This is a genomic window from Methanosarcina baltica, from assembly GCF_055394095.1.
Genome location: NZ_AP042463.1, coordinates 1,795,253 through 1,813,640, shown reverse-complemented (window position 1 = coordinate 1,813,640; position 18,388 = coordinate 1,795,253). Strand labels below are relative to the sequence as shown.

The following is an 18,388-nucleotide window of genomic DNA, read 5'->3' as shown; positions in this document are numbered from 1 at the left end:
TCGGACAGCCTGTTTAACGTGGGGTAGTTGACTCATTCCCCAACATGCCTGACAATGTGCCCGGCCTCAGGGATTATGATTTCTCTCAGGGCCAGCCTTACGGCATTGGGAGAGCCGGGAAGACAGAATACGGCTTTTCCTTTCACGACTCCCGCAGTCGCCCGGGTCAATATGACCGAGGTCCCGATTTCTTCGAGACTCTTGTACCTGAAAAGTTCCCCGAAGCCGGGAATGTCCTTTTCAAATAGAGGCTCCAGGGACTCTATGGTAATGTCTCCTGAGGTCAGGCCTGTTCCTCCACTGGTGATTATAATGGAAGCCCCGCTTTCAAGGGAGGAAAGTAAGGCAGAAACAATTTCTGCCTCCCTGTCCGGCACAAGCCTGTAGGCCAGGACCTCATGCCCGGAGACTTCCAGCTCGTCCCTCATAAGCTGGCCTGAAAGGTCTTCTGCAGCTTCGGGAGCAGGGACGTTTCCGTATTTTTCGTATCTTGAGCTTGAAATTGTGATTATCGCAAATTTCCGGGAACCGGTAGAATATTTTTTGTGAAGTTCGGGTACGGATTCACTCATGGGTATCAGCTCTTATATGCAGTATCTGTTAAGGAAACCTTTTCTCTGTCAATGAAAGTGATGCTTTAATAGATTAAGCTTCAATTGCTCGGAATATGCGCGTACTTGCAGCAGATATCGGAACCGGGACACAGGACATCCTGCTTTTTGACTCGGAAAAGGAAGCCGAAAACAGCCTGGTCATGATCATGCCCTCTCCCACACAGATAATCGCGGAGAAAATAAAAAAGGCTACGGAAGCCGGAAAAACCATCGTCCTCACGGGAAACCTGATGGGAGGCGGGCCCTGCACAAAGGCGGTCAAAGCCCACCTTCGGGAAGGCCTGGCGGTCTATGCCACAAAAAGGGCCGCTTTGACCTTTCACGATTCTCTCGAAAAGGTGCAGGCCTTCGGAGTACAGCTTGTTTCAGAGGAAGAGGCCCTACAAATCCTGACCGGGGGAGAAGAAACCGGGAAAGAAGCCGGGAAAGAGGCCAGGAAAAAAACCGAGAAAGAAACCGGAAAAAAGGAAAAGAAAGAAGCTGCACTTGAAATCGTCATGCGGGACTTTGACCCTGAAGCAGTTTCAGCGGCTCTTGCCCTCTTCGGAGTGGAGATGCCCTCAAACCTGGCGCTGGCCCTGCAGGACCACGGGGAGGCCCCGGAGAAGAGCAACAGGATCTACCGCTTCGAGCTTATGAAGGAGTTTATTGATAAGGGAGGAGAACTCGGACACTTTGTGTACACTCCGGAGGAAATCCCGCCTGCTTTCACCCGTATAAAGGCCCAGGCAAAGGCCCTTCCGGAGGAGAATATTCCCGATCTGAGGGCGGTTTTCATGGATACGGGCCCGGCCGCCATTTTCGGGGGACTTCTGGACCCGGCCGCGGCTCAGCCGGCCCTTGTGGTAAACATCGGAAACGGGCATACCCTGGGAGCTATTGTGCTTGAAAACAGGGTAACAGCCCTTTTTGAGCACCACACCTCCCGCCTGGACGCAAAAAAGCTTCAGGACTATATAGTCAGGCTTGCCGACGGGAAGCTCGGGTTTAAAGAAATTTTTGAGGACATGGGACACGGTGCGTATATAAAGGAGGCTCCGGGGTTTGCAAACATTCGCTCAGTCATGGTAACGGGCCCGAAACGGGAACTGCTCGAAAAACTGCCGGCAGGGGAAATCAACGCGGAACTTGCGCCAAAACTGCACTTTGCGGCCCCCTTCGGGAATATGATGCTCTCAGGCAGTTTCGGGCTTTTAAAAGGTTTCCTTGAAAAATACCCGGAACCTTCTGTTAAACTTGCAAGACACCAATAACAATTATAAAGTCCTAAGTATTAGGGGGTAAATCTCCAGAGGGGCAAGTGTGTCAATAACCCCCCCTAAAATATTCTGCTGTATGAAATAAAAATTTTAAAACTATGCTCAAAATCATACATTAAACCAATTAAGTCCGTTAAGGAGCGCAGCGAGCGAAACGGACACCGCGCTGTTGCACTTGCGGTGCGACTCCCGGTAAATCTTCATTTACTGCGATCCCGACGCGGAACTCGAGTGCAGGAAAAAGAAGAGCGGGCAGGATGCCTTCTAAGACATTGCGGCAGCTGTTCACAGATAAATGTAAATATAGGCAGGTACTCTATATGCACATATTTCTGTGCGAATAACCCCAATGGATTAACACATTCTATTGAAATCCTATTAACTAAATCCTGCTGATCAAATCCTATTAATTATTCCAATCATCTATTTCAGGAGAATCAAATAATGGTACGAAAACCAGGAAGTATGTATAGAAACGTGGGCCAGCGCTCCTTCACCAGGAAAAAGTACATGGGCGGTGTCCCCGGAAGCCAGGTCATTCACTACGATATGGGAAATAAGTCAAACCCCAATTTCCCGGTCAAGATATCCCTCCTCGCGGAAGAGAAATGCCAGATAAGGCACGTATCTCTGGAAGCTGCCCGTATTACGGCAAACAGGCACCTGACCAACTCCGCCGGCAGAGAGGACTACTACCTGAAGCTCAGAGTTTATCCCCACGAAGTCCTGAGAGAAAACAAGCAGGCAACCGGGGCCGGAGCTGACCGTGTGTCCAGTGGGATGCGAGGCGCTTACGGAAAGAATGTGGGAACCGCAGCCAGAGTAAGCTCCATGCAGAAGATCTTCACCGTCTTCGTTGAGAAGGAGAACTTCGAGGCCGCAAAGAAGGCCCTCTGGCACGCCGGGCAGAAACTGCCTACCCCATGCAGGATCATTATCGAAAAAGGAGCGGAACTGGTCAACTAATCGGGTAGAATAAGGCAAAAATTGCCCGCCCGAATGCGACCGGATCGCCAACATACTAACATACAAATATATAATAACCAAAGGATGTATTGGAATGTACGATTACGAAGAGCTTTTGGACCGTGCCATTGCCAAGCTGCCAGATATTGAGACCACGGATGTTCGATTCGTAATCCCCGATCCCAAAGTCTTTGCCGAAGGAAAGACCACGATTCTGGACAATTTCGGAAACATTGCCGATGTCCTGAACCGGGACCCTGATCACCTTATGAAGTACCTGACCAGAGAACTGGGGACCGCAGGAAAACTCGAAGGTTCCAGGGCCGTTTTCCAGGGCAGGTTCATGAGGAGCCAGATTACGAATAACATCCAGGCTTATGTGGACGAGTACGTCATGTGCTCGGAGTGCAGACGGCCGGATACCCAGCTTGTCAGAGTTGACAGAGTACTTATTCTGCAATGCTCTGCCTGTGGAGCCCACAGGCCTGTCAAGAAGAGAAAGGTTAGCCAGGTCGAAGCAAGGGACGCCATTGAAGAAGGCGGGACCTACGAAGTGCGCATCGACGCAGTCGGGTCAAAAGGCGACGGAATCGCAAAGGTGGACAGGTACACTATTTTCGTGCCCAGAACCAAGAAAGGCGATGTCGTCAAGATAAAGATAAAGAGAATCAGTGGAAATCTGGCCTTTGCGGAACTGGCTGTCTGAAACCAAAAATTCAGGAAAATTCCGAAAAAATACAGCAGGGAGAGGGGCGATATTCTGCCCCACCCCATTCTGTTTCCCAGAGCTCTAGCTCAGGGTTCCAATCGTCACTTTTCTATTTTTCTCCCGTAGCACAGATCTTTTTTCACTTGCTTTTTTTTCGTAGCCAGATAAACATAATTAATAAGCCCGGCTTTTTTAAGCAAAAGTTGTTTTAAGTAGATGTCCGACCAGAAAAAAAAACCGGATAATCAGAAAATTCCGGAATAAAATAATCAACCGGACCGAAAAAACTTCCGGAATATTCAGGAGTTATTTTGAAATGAGCTCTGAGAAAAACACAGCATCCGACCTTTCCCGGACAGGGCCTGTAGAACTGCTCTCGGTCCCGGGCCTTTCCGTCAATCTGCGGCATAGTGGAGACCTGCTGCAACTCGAAGCCGGCGGAATCCTGAAAGGGGCTTTTGGCCCCATCATGAAAAAGATCAACGAACGCCTTCGGGAGGAAAAACCAGCTCTGGTAGAACAGGACAGAATCATCCCTTCCGCCTGGCTGCCTCCCATCCCTGGCCCGGCTTTCAAAAGGCTACTTTTTGCGGAAATGCAGATTGCGGTCGGAAAATACATCCCCGAAACCGTCTCAATCGAACTCACCCGCCAGAATCGGGCAAGGCTTTCCGCAGAGGAAAGAATAGGCGAACTTGACACTGAAAGCATAAAAAGAGTCATCGACGAAGCCCTGGACCTCGGAGCCCTCATCATCACCTTCACGGAAAACGACCCCCTCCTCAGGGAAGAGGTTTTCGAGCTTATTGAATACGTGGACAAGAACCGGGCCATAGTAAACAGCTCCACCTGGGGAACGGACTTTACGGAAACGACTGCAGTGCGCCTGAAAGAGGCCGGGCTCCATGCCCTGACGGTGGGAATCTACTCAACCGATCCCAAAAAACACGACGCGGCCCGAAACTCGGAAGGAGCCTACGAAAGAGCGGAATCAGCCATAAAAACAGCCCTCAATACAGGCCTGACGGTTGCCATGAGCACACATGTCTCTCCCGCAAACATACACGAACTCCGGGAACTTTACACCCTGGCCGAAAAACTCGGGGTGCATGAGTTCTCGGTCTGGGAAGCCATGCCTAAAAATGGAAAAGAACCCCGGATTTCCGACGAAGACCGAAAAGCCATCCTCGAACTTTACCGGGAAGTCAATTCCAGCCCCAAAGGCCCCAGAATGTTTGCAAACAGCTACTTCGAAGGCCAGATGCTCGGGGCCATGGAAGGCCGGCGCTGGCTCCATGTCACGGTAGAAGGTTTTGTAAAACCGGGCCCTTACCCACCTTTCAGTTTCGGAAACATCAGGGAAGAATCCCTCAAAGAGGGCTGGCGGAAAATCAGGACTTACCCCTACTTCCAACGGCAGAACTTTACCTGTCCCATGCAGGACCCGGTTTTTCTGGAACTCGTGGACAGAATCCCGGAAGGAGCAAAGCTTCCGTATGACTTTCAAAAAGTGAACCGGGGATGAATTTTAGAGAAAATCTGTATATTTTTAGTCCGGTTTTGGGTTTTTAGTCCGTGTTTGGATTATTATTTCGCTTGAGTGAGCGTAGCGAGCGAAACGGGGACTCACCCTCCGTGCTGTTGCGCTTGCAGTGCAACTCCCATAAAATCTTTGATTACCTGTGATCCCGAAGCGAAACTCGGGAGATAAACATATACATAAGAATAAGTATTTTTAAAGGACAGTTTACCCGGAACAGGAATTAATAATCCAATGCTTAGGAATGAGTCAAATATAATATCAAGTATTTTTGTTTACCATTTCTTAACCACGGAAGACACGGAAGGACACGGAAACCGGCCTGATGGCCGGTGAGTAAGTTGGATCTTTATATAATCGGATTCAAAAACACTCTTGGATTCTTAAAAGAGGACAAAAAAACACCAGAGCAACCTTAAATATCGCCTTCCCCGAGTTCCGCTTCGGGAGCACGGTGTCCTTTTCGGGAGCTACGCTCCCTCAAGAGGACGAAAAAACGCCAGAGCAACCTTAATTGTCGTCTTCCCCGAGTTCCGCTTCGGGAGCACGGTGTCCTTTTCGGGAGCTACGCTCCCTCAAGAGGACGAAAAAAACACCAGAGCAACCTTAAATATCGTCTTCCCCGAGTTCCGCTTCGGGAGCACGGTGTCCTTTTCGGGAGCTACGCTCCCTCAAGAGGACGAAAAAACACCAGAGCAACCTTAAATATCGTCTCCCTGCATCCTTATTCCGTGTGTTCCGTGTGTTCCGTGGTTTGAGTGTACACACCAAACGTCTCTACCAACAAAAACGCAACCTGTATGAGTATAGAGCAATTCCTGAAATAAAATCTGGAGTTATATTTTAACCATTCTTTAATACATCCGGTTCATCCGAATTAAAATTCATAACTAAATAATTCAGCAAAAAACTACTGCCGCCCTTAAACCCATGTGGAATACGGAAAAACGGCAGCCATTGAGGGAATTTATGAACACGAAACTTGACCCGTGGAGTTCAAGCGAGATCAGTGATTATTCCAAGTTATTCGACGAATTTGGGATTTCTCCTTTTGAAGACGTGCTGGCCGGGGTCCCGAACCCCCATAAATACATGCGGAGAAAGGTCATCTTCGGGCACCGGGATTACGGACAGGTAGCAAAGGCCATGAGTACAGGGGCCCCTTTTTCAGCAATAGACGGCTTTATGCCCTCCGGAAAGGTCCATCTGGGACACAAGATGGTCATGGATCAGCTAATCTGGCACCAGGAACAGGGGGGCGACGCCTTTTTCGGAATTGCGGACCGGGAAGCTTTTGCCGTGCGCGGGTTTACCTGGGAGAAGTGCAGGGAAATTGGGATTGAGGAGTACATCCTTAGCCTGATCGCGCTTGGCTTCAAGCCCGACGGTCTGATCTATTTCCAGTCCGAATGCGAGAGTGTAAAGGATCTGGCATTTGAGCTCGGGGCCAAAGTCAATTTCTCGGAACTGAGCGCCATCTACGGGTTTTCCGGGGAGACCAGCCTCGCCCATATGCTCAGTACGGCGACCCAGGCCGCGGACATCCTCCAGCCCGAACTCGAAGAATACGGAGGCCCGAAACCCGTGGTTGTCCCCGTGGGGCCTGACCAGGATCCCCACCTCAGGCTCACTCGGGGCCTGGCCGGTAAGATGAATATGTTCAGGCTTGAGGAGAGGGAAGACAAAACCGGCAGGAAATTCATGAGCGTCAGGGGAAAGGCCGCCCCGAAAGAAGCCCTCAAGGAACTTAAAAATCGCATCCCTGGAAAGGTCAAGCTCTACGAAGAACACCTGGACGTCCTGGAATTTAGCGACCCTGCAGGCCTTAAAAACCCTGCAGGATTCGAAAAGCTTGAAGAAATCATCCGGGGAGTGGCCCGGGACTTCGGAGGCTACGCCTTTTTACCCCCGGCTTCCACCTACCATCGCTTCATGAGCGGGCTTCAGGGAGGAAAGATGTCGAGCAGCGTCCCGGATAGCCACATAGCGCTCACGGACGACCCTAAAGACGGAGCCAAAAAAGTCAAGCGGGCGAAGACCGGTGGCTGCGTGACCCTCGAAGAGCAGAAAAAAGAAGGCGGTAAACCCGACGAGTGCTCGGTCTTTGAACTCATGCTCTTCCACCTGGTTGAGGATGATAAGGAACTTCTGGAGATCAGAGAAGAATGCCTCTCCGGAGAAAGGATGTGCGGCTCCTGCAAGAACCTGGCCTCCGAACTCATGCATGATTTCCTCAAAGACCACCAGGAAAAGCGGGAACTTGCTCGCGAAAAGCTTGATGAGTACGGGGTCAGTTATAAGAAATGATAGGTTCCAATCAGAGCCGATCAGGATTATAGTCAAGAACACAGTGTTCTTAACTAACTTATCTCAGGTCTCATAACCACGGAAAAAAAAACGGAAAAAAACGCCAGAACAACCGGAAATGGCGTATCAGCCGAGTTTCGCTTCGGCAGCACGAGGTCCGTTTCGCTACGCTCAAGCGGACTAAAAAACACCAGAGAAGCCGAAAATGGCGTATGTCGGGCGTTCTTTCTTCCGTGTCTTCCGTGTCTTCCGTGTCTTCCGTGGTTTAAATCTTTGTTCATCACTGGTTAAAAAAATTATACATAACTGTAATCGAATTTCACAAAAATTTAATCAAATTTCATTTAATCCATAAAAAATCAGGAAAAAAAATCAGGGTTTGATCTTGCCATGAGTGCCCAGGAAAATCTCACAACTAACGAAAAAAAGGTCCTGCTTGCCCTGCAGGAAATGGAAACCGCAACCCCCGCCGAACTCGAAAGCGGTTCAGGGGTGCAGGTAGATGCGGCAATGCAGGCGGCTTTCCTGCTTGAGGAAAAGGGACTTACAGCCATTTCCGAAAAGGTCGTAGAAAGCTATTCCCTGACCGGAGAAGGCGAAACCTACGTTAAAGAAGGCCTTCCCGAACGCCAGATCCTTGATGCGCTCGAAGGCCCTGTCCCTCTCGATGAGCTCAAGGCCCGCTTTTCCCCGAAGATGGTTGGAATAGCAACCGGCTGGCTGGTCAGGAAAGGTTGGGCGAAAATAGAGGACGGGTTAATGGTCCCCTCCGGAAGTTCCGGGGCCGGAAAGGACGAGGAACTCCTTGCTGCGTTTGAGGGAAAGGCAAAGACTCCTGCCGAATTTTCCGAAGACCCCAAGGCTGAAAAGACCTTAAAAGACCTGCTCAAAAGAAAAATCGTAGCAAAACACGAAAAAAAGTTCAGGACCATTTCGACCACACCCGAAGGCCGCTCCTTTGCCGCCGAAGACCTGGTAATCGAAGAAGAGATCACCCAGATAACAACCGAACTTCTGAAGAGCGGGGCCTGGAAGGACAAAAATTACAGGCCCTACAACATCAACATAAGACCGAAACCTGTCTACGGCTCCAAGATCCATGCCTATCACCGATTGATCGACCAGATGCGCCAGATCTTCCTGGAGATGGGCTTTACCGAGATCAAGGGAGACATCGTCCAGAGTTCCTTCTGGAATTTCGACGCCCTCTTCCAGCCCCAGGACCACCCCGCAAGGGACATGCAGGACACCTTCCACCTGGGAAGCCGCTCTTCCCTCCCCGGAAAATACATAGACGTCGTAAAAGCAATGCACGAATGCGGCGGAGACCTTGATTCCCGCGGATGGGGTGGGGAATGGGACCCGAAACTCGGGGAAAAGAACGTTCTTCGGACCCACACAACGGCTGTTACCATCAAGTACCTGGCCGACAACCCGGAACCCCCGGTAAAAGCTTTCTGCATCGACAGGGCTTACCGGAGAGAAACCATTGACCCTACCCACACCCCCGAGTTCGAACAGCTCGAAGGCGTGGTCATGGACAAAAATATGTCTTTTGCGGACCTGCTCGGCTTGCTTTCTGAGTTCTACAACAAGATGGGCTTTGATGAAGTCCGTTTCAGGCCCGGCTATTTCCCCTACACCGAACCGAGCGTTGAGCCCGAAGTCTACGTGGACGGCCTTGGCTGGGTGGAATTAGGAGGAGCCGGCATCTTCAGAAAGGAAGTCACCGGACCCCTGGGAATCAAGGAACCCGTCCTGGCCTGGGGACTCGGGGTTAGCAGGGTGGCCATGCTGAAACTGGGGCTCAAAGACCTCAGGCTCCTCTACCAGTCCGACATCGACTGGCTCAGGAAAAGCGAAGTTAGAAGGGTCTGAAACCAGATCCTTTTTTTACTTTTTTCAATTTTTCCGCGACTTTTTCTCTATTCTTTAGTTATTTTTTCGCTATTTTTTCACTACTTTTTTTTCTGTTTTTTCTGTTTTTTCTGTAAATCTCTGTTTTTTCTGTAAATCTCTGTTTTCTCGCTATTTTTCTCCATGCCTTGAGCCGGATCTCACAAAAGGCATTTCATTGGTCATCGGTTAAGAATTTTCTTGCCTGAAGTCAATCGATTTTGTACCGGAAGTCTACCTCAAATGTTGCCCTTATTACCTAAAATCGATACCTTTCTCCAGCCCATATTCGGTTAAAATCCTGGATAGCTGTTGTGGAAATAGATGTAATTTATCATGATTCCTCACTTAACCGAAGATGCATGAAAAGGGATGGAGATTATCCATGAACACAAACAGATACCGGGAAATCACGAATAAAGACTGGCTCAGGGTTGGTTTAATTCTCCTTTCATTTATCGCAGTGATAACCATCTTTTCAATCCTCCTGCTCCCTGAATACAGGCAGCTCTGGCTCCTGACCGTCGCCGGGAGCGTCATCCTCCTGGTGGTCTGGCACACGAAAAACTTTGCCTACCGCTGTTCCGAATGCGGAGAAGTCTTCGAAATCTCACCTGCGGTCAATGCTCTCAGCCCGAAAGGTATCAATAAAAAGTAGTACCTCAAATGCTCGAAATGCGGTAAACGGACCTGGGCTGAGGTTTTGAAGATCGAGGAGTAAACTGTTATCTGGAGAGATGGATTAATATTAACTGATGAGCAGGGGAAAGGGGGACATTCCTGAAAATACGCCGGAAGAGGCCCGGGAAAACAACCCGAAAGGAAAACCGGGGCAAGATCCGAAAAACATTTCAGAGAACATTCCTGAAAGTATTCCTGAAAACACACAGGAAACCCCGGAAACCTACACCAGGGAAAAAATCTCCCTCCTCCCTCTCCTGGCAGTCAACTTCATAGGAACCCTGGGTTTCAGTATCGTGCTCCCCTTCCTCGTATTCCTCGTAGAAAGGCTGGGAGGAAACGCTTTTGTCTACGGGCTGATAAGTTCCATGTACCCGGCCTTCCAGCTTATCGGGGGCCCGATTCTGGGCCGCTGGTCCGATATTTACGGACGAAAGAAGATTCTGTTTTTAAGCCAGCTCGGGACTTTCCTCTCCTGGATCATTTTCCTGACAGCCCTTTTTCTACCGGTTTCCGTCCTCATGAACGTTAAATCAGGGATTATGGGAAATTTCCTGTTCACTCTCCCCCTGGCCGTCCTCTTTTTTGCCCGGGCCCTTGACGGACTTACCGGAGGCAACGTTTCGGTCGCTAACGCCTACCTGGCCGACATCACGGAAGAAAAGGACAGGAACCGGAACTTTGGCAGGATGTCGATTTCCACAAACCTGGGTTTCATCGTGGGGCCCGCCCTGGCCGGGCTTTTGAGCGTAACCGAATATGGGGAAGCCCTCCCTGTGCTGGGGGCGGTTATAATCTCCCTTGTCGGGACCTACCTGATAGCGGCCCACGTCCCGGAATCAAGGGAATGCGCCCTCGAACAGATTGGAGGGGGGGCCCTGGAAGGAAAAAGTGTGAGAAAAATCTTCGGTTACCAGTTGAGGGAGTGTGGGACCGGGAGGGGGACAGGAAATCCGGGCTTTAAGGAGGTTTTGAAAATGCCCCACATCTCCTACATGTTCGGGCTCTATTTCCTGATTTTTTTCGGCTTCAACCTATTTTATACCGCTTTTCCCCTGCACGCGATAATGCGGCTTGACTGGAGCATTGCGGAGATGGGGATTTATTTTACGGTTTTGAGTTCCCTGCTGGTCTTCGTTCAGGGCCCCGTGCTTTCCCGGGCCTCGAAACGCTATTCCGACTCCACCCTTGCGATTTTCGGCTGCCTGCTGCTGGGCACGAACTTTCTGCTTTTGATTCCGGGAGACCTTTTCCTGACTTACCTTGCAGCATGCTTTTTTGCGGCCGGAGACGGGCTTATGTGGCCGTCTTTTCTCTCCCTAATCTCCAGGCTTGCGGGAAAAGAGTACCAGGGGACCGTTCAGGGTTTTGCGAGCAGTTTCGGGAGCCTGGCAAGCATAAGCGGCCTGATCCTGGGAGGTTTTTTCTACGGGATTCTGGGGGGTAGCACCTTTTTGATTGCGGGCCTTATTATTTATTTTGTGTTTTTACTTTCTTTCAGGCTTCCGGGTTTTGAAAAAAGCCTCAGGACCTGAATCCGGAAAACAGCTTTAAACCGGTATCACGTTCAAAATAGGCTGTAGTGGCCGGGGTTTCAGGTAAATACACTGAAAAACAGGAAAAAATAAAGTAAGGAGAAAGAAGGGAGAAACCGTCCGGAAAGTCCCCGGACAGCCCCTCGAAAATAAAACGCAGATACGATGGGATCACATTTCGTTGTAGCCGTCGGCCAGATTGGTGTTTACATAGACCACGGCTTCGTTGGTGTGCTTGTAGCCGTAATCGTCCGTGATCACGGGCAGCTTATCGGCTTCTGCCTGGGAGGTGACAACAACTCCTGCCGGGATATACCTGCCGTCAGGGACAGTCACGCCAATGGCCCCGGAGGTGGGTTCGAGCACGCAGTTGTTTCCGACCCAGGCATTGAAGACCATTGCCTGCATGCCTATGAAGGTGTCATTGCCTACAAAGGCCGGGCCATGGACCTGGGACTGGTGGGCAAGGGAAACCCTTTCTCCCACATAAACCGCATATTTCTCTCCATTGACCTCCACAAGATGAGCCTCAAAAGGTTCGCCTTCTTCGTCAATTGTCTCAAGCCCGTGGAGCACGACTCCTTCCTGAATATTACTTTCGTCCCCGACAAAAATCGGCATCCCCTCGTCCCCTCGAACGGAGGCGTGGGGTGAGACAAGCACCCTTTCTCCAATTGTTGCGGCCCCTATGACCACGGACTGTGGGTGGATAAAGGCAGTTTCGGCAATTTCAGGGGATGTGCTTGCAGGGTTCCAGGGAGTTATAGGATTCGTAACGATATTTGAAAGCCCAGTATCCTCGGGGGCCACAGCCTCCATAGAGACACCTTCTTCAATTTCTTCCTGACCTTCACTGGAGGTGCAACCGCTTCCGGCAACCCCCAGAAGCATAAGCAGGACCAGCAATGTGTATAATTTGGCTGTTCTCATGATATCTCCTCTTTCAGACTGTGAAGTTTGCAAAATATACGGAACAGGACTCTCAGAACATGCTCTTACAGGCCCGTCCAGAATACAACAATAAAAACGCAACATTTTTCACGAAATTCAAATTAAAGAGGGCCAGTTGAAGCACGTTTTTAATCAGCACCAGTATGAAAAAATGAATTTTCAGAACATCAGGTTACAGAATTTCATGGCCACATTAATATAAATTTCAGTATAATAATGTTGCTAAAGATAACCTTGATTACAGGAAACAAGTTTAAAAATTTTTCGAATTGACTCTGTTTTTTTAGAAGTTCTGTGGGAAAATAGAAAGAGTAGGTATCATTTACACTGAAACTATAAAAGCAAACAGTTTAAGACCTGCCAGCCCCATATCTTCAGAAAGGGCAGTTTCAAGCCCGGAACTTCGGGCCAGAGCCCGACTTCAGGAAGCAGCACTATGTTCGGAAATTCCATAATACTCTTGATACTCGGGGGGTTCTACCTCGTCTCCCTCATCCTCTGGGTCTGGACCCTGGCCGACTGTTTGAAAAAAGAAACCGACGAGGGAAACATCCGCCTTATATGGATCATTGTAATCGTTTTTACCTATATCCTGGGGGCCTTCCTCTACTACTTGATCCGGCGGCCGAAAAGGGTTAAAGAGCTTGGAAAATGAGTCTGAATGGAGTTTGATTTCGGGTTCTCAAAAATTCCGATGTACTCACCGGCCACAGGCCGGCCTTTTCGTGACTGAAACTGAAAAAATTTGAAATCAAAATCATTGGAAGCTTTTTGAAATATCCGGGATCAAAAAGTGATTTAACAAAAAGGTCTTTCGGAATCAAAATCCATTTTCAGAGGTTCGGAGAGAAAGCCTCCGGGCCGCATCATGCCACCGCCTCTCAGATAAAAACCCGGCCTGCCGCAAACCCCTTATCCGATTTTTTGATTACTCCCTGTCAGCCGTATTTATCCCCAGCAGGGCATACGGAGAACAGTGCCGTGTAATTGAAGTGAAAAGGCCTACAAACGCGACCAGAGCGACAACCCAGTTCCAGGGCCAGCTTTCCACGAGATCCATTGCAAGGACCGTTATTGCAAGCGAACCCAGAAGAGCCCGCAGAGTCAGGTCATAGCCCCCTACATTTTTTTCCATAAACAGCTTCTTTATATCCACAGATAAAACCCCTTATAAAACCCTATAATATACTAATAGGGCTCTTCATTATTAATCGGTACTTTCAAAACTACCAGAAACCATTAGATCATATCTTCAAATTTATCAGAACCCATTCCACTCTTAATTTCAAAAAAAACCGAATATCGGCCAGCTCATGAAAAGTACAAAAAACCCGGCCGCGGTAAAAAGGTATCCAACATGTCCGAGATAAAAATTGACAGGTCTCTCTCATACATCGAAGGCAGCCAGCGCGTGTATGACGAAGCCACAACCCTGGAAAATACGAAAGCCCAGTTAAAGAACATAGGCGTCACCCGGATTGCCGACATCACGAACCTGGACCGGCTCGGGATTCCGGTCTTTTCCTCGATCCGGCCGAGCGCGGCCGAGGGTGCGATTTCCATCTATTCGGGAAAAGGGAGCACCCCCGAAAGGGCCCGCATATCAGCAATCATGGAAAGTTTCGAACGCTGCCTTGCGGAAAGGGCGGGCACGAATGCGAATGTCAAAAGTGAAATTTCCGCAAATGTCCTGGCAGACTCCTACCCAACCCTCCGGGAAAATTGCAGTGCAGTTGACCCGAGAGACCTGCTTTTACCCGAAGGATGCCAGCCGGACGCCCCCCAGGAATGGGTCGAGGCCTATGACCTTCTGAAAGGTGAAGATGTCTTCGTAAGCGCAAGCGCGGTCTTTCACCCCTACAACGCTCCCGGCCAGTTCCTCAGCCCCTTCCGGAGCAACACAAACGGGCTTGCTTCGGGAAACGTACTTGAAGAAGCGGTTCTGCACGGCTTTCTGGAAGTCATTGAAAGAGACGTCATAAGCACGGCCCAGTTTAACCGGAACCTTGGAAAAGAGCTCATACTCACGGAAAAGGACGGCTACCTTTACGAGCTTGCCCAAAAGTTCGAAACCGCCGGAGTCGCACTGAAGATCTGGATGGTTGAAAACGATATGGGAATCCCGACCGTGATTGCGGTCACGGACGACGTGAGGCTAAAAGACCCGGCTCTGCTGGTCATGGGGGCAGGCTCCCACCTCAAACCCGAAATCGCAATCTCCAGGGCCATCACGGAAGCTGCCCAATCCAGAGTCGTCCAGATCCAGGGTGCAAGGGAGGATACGGCCCGGGAAAGTTTTATCCGGGACATAGGCTACGATCGCATGAAACGCCTCAACAAATTCTGGTTCGAAGACGGAGAAACGGTATCGATATCCGAAATCCCGGACCTGTCCCGAAAAACCCCGGCCGAGAACATCGATGTTGTGCTTGAAAAACTAGGGAATGTGGCCGAAAGAGCTCTCGTCGTTGACATGTCAAGAGAAGAAATCAAGGTGCCTGTTGTGCGGGTAATCGTCCCTGGCTTCGAGCTTTTCACAATCGACCAGGAGCGAACAGGAAAAAGGATAAGCGCCGGGAAAAAGCGGGTTCCTTTCCGGAACAAAAACAGAAATGAGAACAGAGAAGAAAGGTCTTGGAAGAGAAGATGAAGAAAAAGGCAGTGGTCTTTACCGGGACGAGCATCAGTCACGAGACCGCCCGGGAAATCCTGGATGCGGACTATCGGCCCCCTATTAAGAGGTTCCAGCTCGATGAAATTATCCGTAAAGGGTATAAGGTCATAGGCATCATCGACGGCTTTTTTTTTGACAGAGCGGCCGTCGGGCATAGGGAAATCCTTGCCGCACTCAATGCCGGGATAAAAGTGGTGGGAGGCGGCAGCATGGGCGCCCTCCGGGCCTCAGAACTCGATTCCCACGGCATGATAGGAATAGGCAAAGTCTATGAGTGGTACCGGGACGGAGTAATCGAGTCCGATGATGAGGTCGCCGTCAGCACGAACCCCGACACTTTTGAACCTATTTCCATACCCCTGGTCAATATGAGAGAAACCCTCAAAGCCGCCCTTGCCTCAGAACTTCTCATTACAGAGGAACACGCCGCCCTCCTGGCCCTCGCAATCGAGACCTATTACCCGGACCGGAGTTATCTGGGGCTCGTAAAGACCGGGGTAAAAAAAGGGCTGGTCCCCAAAAATAAAGAAAAGGCTCTGCTTGATTTCTGTGTCGGGCAAGAAGTCGATATCAAAAGGAAAGATGCGGTCCTGGTGCTTGAGACTGTTAAAAAATTACTGGAAGGGGCCTGAAAAGGCCCTTCCGGATAAATGGCCCCCATAAATTTTTTGAAATTGGAAGACCATTTAACATTTTCATTCCATTCATAAGGCCTTCATTTATTGACAATGTAGAGCCTGATGACGTAGAGGGCCACAATCAGGACAAAAAAGTTATAGAAGGCCTTGAAGATGGGGACGTACTGGTACTCGAACCAGTCCTGGATTATTTCCTCAATTGAAAAATAGAGCTGGAAGGTCGCTGTCAGCAAAAACAGCATGGCGATCAGTAAAGCCCCTTTTTTGAAGTTATCTTCAAGCCCCGGATTCTTTTCTTTATTCCCCTGCCTTTTTTCCTGACTGACACTTTCAATATCACTCATTCTGACCGCCTCCTCTTCCTGCTCTATCTTCTCTACCTCCTTCTTTACCCACACCGCTTCGCCTCCCGTAGATTAGCGCAAGGAGCAGGAAAACCCCGGTACTGAAAATTCCGAATCCCGGCGTGGCTTCTTCCTCAAACACTCCTTCCTCGGGCATTGCAAAATCATCATCATCTCTCTCGAACTCACCGGTTTCGATCTCCCGGACCGCAGTTGGCTTTTCGTCCTTAAGTTCGATCTCGGGGCTCAGCCGGATGTGGCCTTCTCCACGTTTGACAATGGTGTTGTTGTTCCAGACCAGGACTTCGACAAGGTAGTTGTACTGGTCGGGAATGGTCAGGTTTACACTTCGTATAACGGTTGTCTGGGGCTCGATTTTCCCGGTCTTTGCCCAGACCTTGTCGGCCAGGAGCCCGGCGTCGAGTTCCCGGGCTTTGACAAGCATACGGTAGTCTGAACTTGTGGCCCTACCCTCATTTGTCAGGTAGATGTCGCTTTCAATGAGGACTTTCCCGTCCTTAACTTCCCGCACGATAAAGTCCATTTCAGGAATCCCGATTCCTATTTCCTGGACATCGGCCGGGAGGGCATCAAGGGAATAGACTTTGATTTCCCCGTTGCTTTTCCGGGTTTTTTCTTCAAAAAGAACAGCCTGGAGTTCGTAGCTTCCGGATTTCGGAAGGCTCAGGACCTGGCTTACGGCCCTTGTTTCACTTTTTTCAAGGGCTCCGAGCTCCAGTTCCTTCTGCTCAACAAGCAGGCCGCTTTCCCGGCTGTAGGCTTTCAGGAGCAGGGAAGTGTTTTTCCCGGCAGATAGGCCCCTGTATTTTTCAATATAGGTCGTGACGTTCAGGTCCACAAAAGCGGCCCCCGTCCTCTCTGCCGAGATGTCCATGTCCGTGATGCCGTAGTCGCTTTCTTCCTCAAAACTTCGGATACATCCGCTGCTTATGGTGCAGGCGAGGACCACGGCCAGTAATATAAAAACCCTGATAGGGTGTATTCTCTGGCTTTCCAAAAATAATCCCTCTCTTTTCTATTGAAAGAGGATGTATTTGCTGTTTTTGAAGGCATTAATATGCCGCAGCACTTCGATTTTTAGAAATGCAGAATTATTAATATGAATAAATAGATATTCAATATGGGGCTGAAAGACCGAAACGGGGGGTTATGAAACGGAAAACAGTTTTTACAGGAAAATCCTGATTGCTACCGACGGCTCGAAAGGGGCCGGGGACGCAACCGGGGCGGGGATAGAAATCGCCCGCCTGAGCGGAGCAAAGGTCTATGCGGTATACGCCATCGATACGGGGGCATATCTTTCGATTCCGAAGGATATGAACTGGGAAGAAACGATGTACGAGCAGTTTGAAAAATTTGGGAAGGAAGCGACTGCCTCTGTGGAGAAAGCCGTAAAGGCTGCGGGGCTGGAGGTGGAAACCATAATCCTGAAAGGGAACCCCGTGGAAGAGCTCACCGATTTTGCGAAAAAAGAAGGGATCGACCTGATAGTCCTGGGTTCACACGGGAAAAGCGGAATTGAGCGTTTCCTGCTCGGGAGCATCTCTGAAAAAATGGTCCGGAATTCAAAGGTGTCGGTGCTGCTGGTCAGGGGAAGAGATGAAGAAAAAGAAGATGCTTGAATTTTGAAAATCATTTTGATCAGGATAAAAATTTGAGAAGAGTTTGATAAGAGTTTGGGGGAATACAGAAATGTTAAAAGAAAATATGATCAAGACCCTGAATGCACAGGTGAACAGGGAAATATATTCCGCTTATCTCTATATGGCAATGTCGGCCCACTGTTCGTATAAGGGCCTTACAGGCTTTGCTAACTGGTTCAAGGTACAGTATAGGGAAGAAATGGAACACGCGGAGAAACTCTACAACTATCTGGTTGAACAGGGAGCCCGGATAGAGCTTGAAGTGATAGAAAAACCGCCCACGAAGTTCGGCCCTCCTCTTGAAATGTTTGAAATGACCCTCGGGCATGAGCAGTTCATTACCCGTTCGATCAAAGACCTGCTCGAACTTGCGGTTGTGGAAAAGGACTACGCGACCAGCATCTTCCTCCAGTGGTTTGTTAAAGAGCAGGTCGAGGAAGAGGCAAACGACAACGAGATAATCGCCAAATTAAAACTTGCCGGAGAAGACGGGGCCGGTCTGCTCGTTGTTGACAGCGAACTTGGAAAACGGGGCGGCCACTAATCGGAAGGACAGCAGCAGGCCTCAGGTCCAGTAGATAAATATAAAAAAGGCCTTAAGAGAATAATT

The 18,388-nt window shown here is 49.7% G+C and carries 18 protein-coding genes; 13 read left to right on the top strand and 5 right to left on the bottom strand.

What is annotated here, in order from left to right; genetic code table 11:
- Positions 1 to 32: 32 nt before the first annotated feature.
- A complete protein-coding gene (locus tag ACZ5QV_RS07860; protein ID WP_464601986.1) occupies positions 33 to 572 on the bottom strand; it encodes a MogA/MoaB family molybdenum cofactor biosynthesis protein in 540 nt (179 codons plus the stop codon).
- A gap of 95 nt (positions 573 to 667) precedes the next feature.
- On the opposite strand from ACZ5QV_RS07860, the gene ACZ5QV_RS07855 reads away from it, so the two are divergent.
- From ACZ5QV_RS07855 to ACZ5QV_RS07820, 8 genes are all read left to right on the top strand, one after another.
- Positions 668 to 1,867, top strand: a complete 1,200-nt coding sequence (locus ACZ5QV_RS07855; protein ID WP_464601985.1) for a DUF1786 domain-containing protein — start codon at positions 668 to 670, stop codon at positions 1,865 to 1,867.
- Positions 1,868 to 2,317: 450 nt separating this feature from the next.
- Positions 2,318 to 2,839, top strand: coding sequence for a 50S ribosomal protein L16 (locus ACZ5QV_RS07850; protein ID WP_464601983.1), 522 nt, complete (start codon positions 2,318 to 2,320; stop codon positions 2,837 to 2,839).
- Positions 2,840 to 2,933: 94 nt separating this feature from the next.
- On the top strand, positions 2,934 to 3,545 hold the full coding sequence (locus ACZ5QV_RS07845) for a translation initiation factor IF-2 subunit beta (RefSeq protein WP_464601982.1): 612 nt from the start codon (positions 2,934 to 2,936) through the stop codon (positions 3,543 to 3,545).
- Positions 3,546 to 3,864: 319 nt separating this feature from the next.
- Positions 3,865 to 5,073, top strand: a complete 1,209-nt coding sequence (locus tag ACZ5QV_RS07840) for a radical SAM/SPASM domain-containing protein (protein ID WP_464601981.1) — start codon at positions 3,865 to 3,867, stop codon at positions 5,071 to 5,073.
- A 984-nt stretch (positions 5,074 to 6,057) separates the two neighbouring features.
- Positions 6,058 to 7,395: a tryptophan--tRNA ligase gene (locus tag ACZ5QV_RS07835; RefSeq protein WP_464601980.1), complete on the top strand. Its 1,338-nt coding sequence runs from the start codon at positions 6,058 to 6,060 to the stop codon at positions 7,393 to 7,395.
- A 390-nt stretch (positions 7,396 to 7,785) separates the two neighbouring features.
- Entirely contained in the window at positions 7,786 to 9,273 is a 1,488-nt protein-coding gene (pheS, locus tag ACZ5QV_RS07830) for a phenylalanine--tRNA ligase subunit alpha (RefSeq protein ID WP_464601979.1), read from the top strand.
- Between the two features lie 403 nt (positions 9,274 to 9,676).
- On the top strand, positions 9,677 to 9,949 hold the full coding sequence (locus tag ACZ5QV_RS07825) for a hypothetical protein (protein ID WP_464601978.1): 273 nt from the start codon (positions 9,677 to 9,679) through the stop codon (positions 9,947 to 9,949).
- A 97-nt stretch (positions 9,950 to 10,046) separates the two neighbouring features.
- Positions 10,047 to 11,507 carry an MFS transporter gene (locus ACZ5QV_RS07820; protein ID WP_464601977.1) on the top strand — a complete coding sequence of 487 codons (1,461 nt, stop codon included), beginning with the start codon at positions 10,047 to 10,049 and terminating at the stop codon, positions 11,505 to 11,507.
- Positions 11,508 to 11,678: 171 nt separating this feature from the next.
- Here the strand turns inward: ACZ5QV_RS07820 and ACZ5QV_RS07815 are convergent, their stop codons facing one another.
- Complete coding sequence (locus ACZ5QV_RS07815) at positions 11,679 to 12,437, bottom strand: carbonic anhydrase (RefSeq protein ID WP_464601976.1); 759 nt, start codon at positions 12,435 to 12,437, stop codon at positions 11,679 to 11,681.
- A gap of 457 nt (positions 12,438 to 12,894) precedes the next feature.
- Between ACZ5QV_RS07815 and ACZ5QV_RS07810 the strand changes: the two genes are divergently transcribed.
- The gene (locus tag ACZ5QV_RS07810; RefSeq protein ID WP_464601975.1) at positions 12,895 to 13,113 is read left to right on the top strand and encodes a PLD nuclease N-terminal domain-containing protein; all 219 of its coding nucleotides are present in this window, start codon (positions 12,895 to 12,897) and stop codon (positions 13,111 to 13,113) included.
- A gap of 273 nt (positions 13,114 to 13,386) precedes the next feature.
- Here the strand turns inward: ACZ5QV_RS07810 and ACZ5QV_RS07805 are convergent, their stop codons facing one another.
- Positions 13,387 to 13,593 (bottom strand): YgaP family membrane protein, encoded by a 207-nt coding sequence (locus tag ACZ5QV_RS07805; protein ID WP_464601974.1) that lies wholly within the window; start codon positions 13,591 to 13,593, stop codon positions 13,387 to 13,389.
- A gap of 222 nt (positions 13,594 to 13,815) precedes the next feature.
- On the opposite strand from ACZ5QV_RS07805, the gene ACZ5QV_RS07800 reads away from it, so the two are divergent.
- A complete protein-coding gene (locus ACZ5QV_RS07800) occupies positions 13,816 to 15,108 on the top strand; it encodes a YcaO-related McrA-glycine thioamidation protein (protein ID WP_464601973.1) in 1,293 nt (430 codons plus the stop codon).
- Complete coding sequence (locus ACZ5QV_RS07795) at positions 15,105 to 15,764, top strand: TfuA-related McrA-glycine thioamidation protein (protein WP_464601972.1); 660 nt, start codon at positions 15,105 to 15,107, stop codon at positions 15,762 to 15,764. The genes ACZ5QV_RS07800 and ACZ5QV_RS07795 overlap by 4 nt, the downstream gene beginning before the upstream one ends.
- An 83-nt stretch (positions 15,765 to 15,847) precedes the next feature.
- Here ACZ5QV_RS07795 and ACZ5QV_RS07790 read toward each other — a convergent pair whose 3' ends face one another.
- On the bottom strand, positions 15,848 to 16,114 hold the full coding sequence (locus tag ACZ5QV_RS07790) for a hypothetical protein (protein WP_464601971.1): 267 nt from the start codon (positions 16,112 to 16,114) through the stop codon (positions 15,848 to 15,850).
- Complete coding sequence (locus tag ACZ5QV_RS07785; RefSeq protein WP_464601970.1) at positions 16,107 to 17,132, bottom strand: DUF7490 domain-containing protein; 1,026 nt, start codon at positions 17,130 to 17,132, stop codon at positions 16,107 to 16,109. Before ACZ5QV_RS07785 ends, ACZ5QV_RS07790 begins: the two co-directional genes overlap by 8 nt.
- Positions 17,133 to 17,313: 181 nt before the next feature.
- Here ACZ5QV_RS07785 and ACZ5QV_RS07780 point away from each other — a divergent pair, with 181 nt between their 5' ends.
- A complete protein-coding gene (locus ACZ5QV_RS07780; protein ID WP_464602064.1) occupies positions 17,314 to 17,757 on the top strand; it encodes a universal stress protein in 444 nt (147 codons plus the stop codon).
- A 70-nt stretch (positions 17,758 to 17,827) separates the two neighbouring features.
- Positions 17,828 to 18,322 (top strand): ferritin, encoded by a 495-nt coding sequence (locus ACZ5QV_RS07775; protein ID WP_464601969.1) that lies wholly within the window; start codon positions 17,828 to 17,830, stop codon positions 18,320 to 18,322.
- Positions 18,323 to 18,388 lie beyond the last annotated feature (66 nt).

Excerpts from the sequence above, each read along its gene's own strand:
- ACZ5QV_RS07825 (WP_464601978.1), top strand. The coding sequence starts at position 9,677 with ATGAACACAAACAGATACCGGGAAATCACGAATAAAGACTGGCTCAGG.
- ACZ5QV_RS07850 (WP_464601983.1), top strand. The coding sequence starts at position 2,318 with ATGGTACGAAAACCAGGAAGTATGTATAGAAACGTGGGCCAGCGCTCC.
- ACZ5QV_RS07775 (WP_464601969.1), top strand. The coding sequence starts at position 17,828 with ATGTTAAAAGAAAATATGATCAAGACCCTGAATGCACAGGTGAACAGG.
- ACZ5QV_RS07790 (WP_464601971.1), bottom strand. The coding sequence starts at position 16,114 with ATGAGTGATATTGAAAGTGTCAGTCAGGAAAAAAGGCAGGGGAATAAA.
- ACZ5QV_RS07860 (WP_464601986.1), bottom strand. The coding sequence starts at position 572 with ATGAGTGAATCCGTACCCGAACTTCACAAAAAATATTCTACCGGTTCC.
- ACZ5QV_RS07815 (WP_464601976.1), bottom strand. The coding sequence starts at position 12,437 with ATGAGAACAGCCAAATTATACACATTGCTGGTCCTGCTTATGCTTCTG.
- ACZ5QV_RS07800 (WP_464601973.1), top strand. The coding sequence starts at position 13,816 with ATGTCCGAGATAAAAATTGACAGGTCTCTCTCATACATCGAAGGCAGC.
- ACZ5QV_RS07805 (WP_464601974.1), bottom strand. The coding sequence starts at position 13,593 with ATGGAAAAAAATGTAGGGGGCTATGACCTGACTCTGCGGGCTCTTCTG.
- ACZ5QV_RS07820 (WP_464601977.1), top strand. The coding sequence starts at position 10,047 with ATGAGCAGGGGAAAGGGGGACATTCCTGAAAATACGCCGGAAGAGGCC.
- ACZ5QV_RS07810 (WP_464601975.1), top strand. The coding sequence starts at position 12,895 with ATGTTCGGAAATTCCATAATACTCTTGATACTCGGGGGGTTCTACCTC.
- ACZ5QV_RS07835 (WP_464601980.1), top strand. The coding sequence starts at position 6,058 with ATGAACACGAAACTTGACCCGTGGAGTTCAAGCGAGATCAGTGATTAT.
- ACZ5QV_RS07845 (WP_464601982.1), top strand. The coding sequence starts at position 2,934 with ATGTACGATTACGAAGAGCTTTTGGACCGTGCCATTGCCAAGCTGCCA.
- ACZ5QV_RS07840 (WP_464601981.1), top strand. The coding sequence starts at position 3,865 with ATGAGCTCTGAGAAAAACACAGCATCCGACCTTTCCCGGACAGGGCCT.
- ACZ5QV_RS07795 (WP_464601972.1), top strand. The coding sequence starts at position 15,105 with ATGAAGAAAAAGGCAGTGGTCTTTACCGGGACGAGCATCAGTCACGAG.
- pheS (WP_464601979.1), top strand. The coding sequence starts at position 7,786 with ATGAGTGCCCAGGAAAATCTCACAACTAACGAAAAAAAGGTCCTGCTT.
- ACZ5QV_RS07855 (WP_464601985.1), top strand. The coding sequence starts at position 668 with ATGCGCGTACTTGCAGCAGATATCGGAACCGGGACACAGGACATCCTG.